General features: G+C 42.1%; 4 protein-coding genes. All 4 read left to right on the top strand.

Features of this window, described 5'->3' with window-relative positions; genetic code table 11:
* Positions 1–546 (top strand): two-component system activity regulator YycH (gene yycH, locus WAM07_RS10960; protein WP_422166815.1); only part of this gene is annotated, 546 nt, incomplete at its 5' end.
* A 17-nt stretch (positions 547–563) separates the two neighbouring features.
* Positions 564–1,535, top strand: coding sequence for a two-component system regulatory protein YycI (locus WAM07_RS10955; protein ID WP_422166813.1), 972 nt, complete (start codon positions 564–566; stop codon positions 1,533–1,535).
* A complete protein-coding gene (locus tag WAM07_RS10950) occupies positions 1,532–2,326 on the top strand; it encodes an MBL fold metallo-hydrolase (RefSeq protein WP_422166811.1) in 795 nt (264 codons plus the stop codon). Before WAM07_RS10955 ends, WAM07_RS10950 begins: the two co-directional genes overlap by 4 nt.
* Before the next feature lie 79 nt (positions 2,327–2,405).
* Complete coding sequence (locus tag WAM07_RS10945; protein WP_422166809.1) at positions 2,406–3,629, top strand: S1C family serine protease; 1,224 nt, start codon at positions 2,406–2,408, stop codon at positions 3,627–3,629.
* The last annotated feature ends 471 nt before the right edge of the window (positions 3,630–4,100 follow it).

The raw sequence follows: 4,100 nt of genomic DNA, 5'->3' as shown, positions 1-4,100 counted from the left end.
TTGGATGTTCTGGATAATGAAACAAGACTTAAATATGAGTATATGATTCCTAACCGTGCTAACCCAAGTCCGCTGCTTGAATATGATTTATTAACCCGCAGCATCAACGATGTGAATAACCACGTGGGCTGGACCAACACGTTTTATTTGGACAGTATTTCATCGACCATGGAGAAGGCAACGTACCGCATGCATTTCAATGGACTGCCTATTCTATCAAGCGAAACCGATGTAGAAATCATGTCCATGAAATACGAGCAAGGCTATATCCAGGAGTATATTCGACCTCTTGTCAGTTTTGAGCGTTATCCTTATGACAACATGTCCACGGACGAGCTCGCTTCAGGAGAAGAAGTGAGGGAATTCTTAACGAGTACGGATAAATATAATTCGGAAGAAGTGGAAGGCGTTAAGATTGGGTATCAGTTAAAAGAGCAGCGTCCAAACCTTGCTTATTCCCTTTTTCCTGGATGGTTTGTTAAACTTTCGGGAAGCTGGGTTCCTCTGGAAATGGAAGAATTAAGCCAAAATGAAGAAGTATCCTAGGAAGGAGAAGGGTGTAAATGCAATGGGGACAAATTAAAGTATTATTTATCCTTAGTTTTTTAGTTCTGGATATCTTTCTCCTCAATCAGTTTATGGAAAAGCAGCAGGCGTCGGAGCTTGGTCCGATTGCTACAGCTAACTCTGAGGATTTTGAAGATGAGCTTGAAAACAATAACATTACGGTCTCCTGGGATAACATCCCAAGCGAAGTGCCGTCCGTTCCTCAGACCATTTCTTCAGGTAGTGAATTTTCAGAGGGGATTCTTTCACAGATCGAGGAATTAAGAGAGGGAGACGAGCAAACGGTTGCTGTACAGAATAACAGTGTTTTAAAAGGCAAACTCAATGAGCCTATTGAAGTTACAGAAGATAATGTAGTGGAGCAGGTAAACCGTGTGGTCCCTTTTAGTAGTCAGTATGAATATTGGAACTGGAACAAAGAAGAAGGAGTTATCCTGTTTTTTCAGAAGAAAAATGACCGCACCATTTTTTATAATAGCGGGGGCTTCTTAATGCTTCAGGTTGCGGATGGGAAAATAACAAGCTATATTGCTACTTTGATATCTTTCTCGGATGGAGAAGAACAAGCATCAAGCTCCGGTACTAAGGATCCGCAGTTGATTCAGCCGAGTAAGGTCATTCAGAGATTAATGGATGAAGAACATTTAGTCTCTGGAGACGAGGTTACCAATATGACGGTCGGTTACTACAACAGCATTAATTTAGTACCCGGCGAGGAGAATGGCCCTCAAGTATTTGCCCCAACGTGGAAAGTGACGGTAAATGGAGAGAAGATCCTGTTTGTCTATGCGATAACGGGTGCGATTATTGACGAAGAGGAGTCAGCCTTTATCGAGAAGATTAACAGCTCCTTTAATTTAAGTGTGAATAATACACCTGCCCCTCTGGTAGATAATGAAAAAAGCAATGAAGAAACAGAAGGAACAGAGGAAACAGAAGAAACAAACAATGGAGTGTCTAATGAATGACTTTACGTATGAGTGTACTAGCTTCAGGCAGTACAGGTAATGCTTTTTATATAGAATCTGGGGAAGAAAAGATTTTAGTCGATGCAGGATTAAGTGGGAAGCGTATCGAAAGTTTATTGCAGCAAGTGAATATTGATCCGAATGACTTATCCAGAATTTTAGTTACGCATGAGCATAGCGACCATATTAAAGGATTGGGAATTATGGCAAGACGTTATAATCTCCCTGTCTATGCGAATGAAAAAACGTGGCACGCCATGGAAGGGCATATTGGAAAATTGTCATTGGATCAGAAATTTCATTTTAATATGGAAGAAACGAAGACGTTCGGCAAGCTTGATATAGAATCATTTGCGGTCTCGCACGATGCCGCGGATCCTATGTTTTTTACCTTTCATCAGGATGGAAAAAAAGTAGCCCTCGTCACGGATTTGGGCTATGTATCTGAAAGAATTAAAAAAACGGTGGAAGATGCCGACGCTTATATTTTTGAATCCAATCATGATGTAAGTATGCTCCGCATGGGGCGATATCCGTGGAATGTAAAACGGCGTATATTAGGAGATTCCGGCCACGTCTCGAATGAAGATTGTGCTCTTGCCTTAACCGATATACTGACGGACCGCACGCAGCGCATCTATCTGGCCCACTTGAGTCTGGACAATAATATGAAGGACCTTGCGCGTATGTCCGTTCGAAACATTTTAGAAGAACGGGGATTCCACATTGGCTCTCACCTTGAGCTTCATGATACGGATCCGAAACAGGCAACTCCGATTTATGAGGTATAACAGCGTTTTATTTTTGGTAAAACAGGAAAGAATACGTGAGTAGATCATAAACGAGCGAAGAAAGGATGGGTGAAGCCGCGTGGGTTACTATGATGACCACTCCCCAGCTGCCCAGCAGAAGAACAGTCGACGACGTTGGGTCATGCCTACCATTGTAGGCGTGATCCTTGGTGCAGTTTTAATCTTGTTAGCACTTCCAGCACTTGTTCAAACCGAATTACTTCCTTATGAAATTACCATTCCTGAAGATGACAGCGGACTGGTCGAGGATGACCAGGGGCTCACAGGAGATACTACGAAAAATGTGAAGCTAGATGTGACTTCGCAAATTACAGATGTTGTAGATAAAGTTACTCCGTCTGTCGTAGGTGTAGTCAATCTTCAATCTCAGCAGAATTTCTGGGAGCAGAATGGTTCCAGTCAGCAAAGCAGTGTAGGGTCAGGTGTCATCTACAAGAAGGAAGATGGAACGGCCTATGTCGTGACAAACAACCACGTAATCGAAGGGGCCAGTGAAATCGAAGTGGTCCTTGCCGATGAAACGAGAATTAAAGCTCAGCTTGTCGGGAGCGATGTATTTACAGATCTGTCGGTTCTTAAAATGCCTGGGGATCAAGTGAAGCATACGATTGAACTCGGAAGTTCAGAAAACCTTAAAATCGGTGAGCCCGCAATCGCTATTGGAAACCCACTAGGACTGCGCTTTTCCGGATCGGTCACGCAGGGAATTATCAGCGGCAAGCAGCGTGCGATTCCACAGGATTTCAATGGAGATGGCTTAGAAGACTGGCAGGCAGAAGTTATTCAAACGGACGCAGCCATTAATCCAGGAAACAGCGGAGGAGCTTTAATCAATATAGAAGGACAGTTAATTGGAATTAATTCTATGAAGATTGCTCAATCGGCTGTGGAAGGGATAGGATTCGCTATTCCGATTGATTCAGCTAAACCAATTATAGAAGAACTGGAACAATACGGACAGGTGAACCGTCCTTATATCGGGATCGAAGCTTATGGCCTCAATGAAGTTCCAAGCTCGGAGTGGGAAGGTACGTTGAATTTACCAGAGGAAGTTGAAGGCGGACTGTATATAAGAAGCATTAAGCAAATGTCGCCAGCAGCTAAAGCTGGATTGCAGCCACTTGATGTCATCACTTCACTGGATGGCAACAAAGTGAAGGACATTATTGATCTTCGGAAATACTTATACAATGAGAAAGACGCCGGAGATGAACTTGAGATCACGTACTACCGTGATGGTGAAAAAAATACGACGACCGTAACCCTTGGTTCACAAGAATAGAACGTACAAAAAGAGGTATCCTTAAAAACTTAAACCGTTGAGGATATCTCTTTTATTGTCGAAAAACCTCATATTTTTGTCCACAGCCTGTGAATAGTGTTCTGGATAAATAGCATATATGGTGGCGAACGTAAATTCTACTACCATATACCCCTCCCAAATTGTGCATATGTGGATAGTTTTGTGGATAACCTGTTTACATCAGGGGAAAACCTGTGAATATTAGAAAATTACCAATAATTGTGCATAAGTCTGTGGACAATTGTGGGTAACTAAAATCGTTAGTGACTTTTTTCCACATGTGGATGACTTTTGACTCTTATTTTGTGAAGTGGATGTAAGGATTATGAATCCTTCATAAAGATCGTGAAAATAAATGGAGAGTAATTCTATCCTGTTGTTGTAGTTCGTGTACTCATTCTATAACGACTTCCGAAAGTGTGGATAAATATTACTTAGGCGTTGATAGTC

Origin of the sequence: Halobacillus sp. (genome assembly GCF_049282395.1) — a bacterium.
In the GTDB taxonomy this organism is placed as follows: domain Bacteria; phylum Bacillota; class Bacilli; order Bacillales; family Halobacillaceae; genus Halobacillus.
The sequence above is the reverse complement of the archived record's forward strand: the minus strand, read 5'-3'. Positions and strand labels throughout refer to the sequence as shown.

Coding starts and splice junctions, on each gene's coding strand:
- WAM07_RS10950 (WP_422166811.1), top strand. CDS start 1,532: ATGACTTTACGTATGAGTGTACTAGCTTCAGGCAGTACAGGTAATGCT.
- WAM07_RS10955 (WP_422166813.1), top strand. CDS start 564: ATGCAATGGGGACAAATTAAAGTATTATTTATCCTTAGTTTTTTAGTT.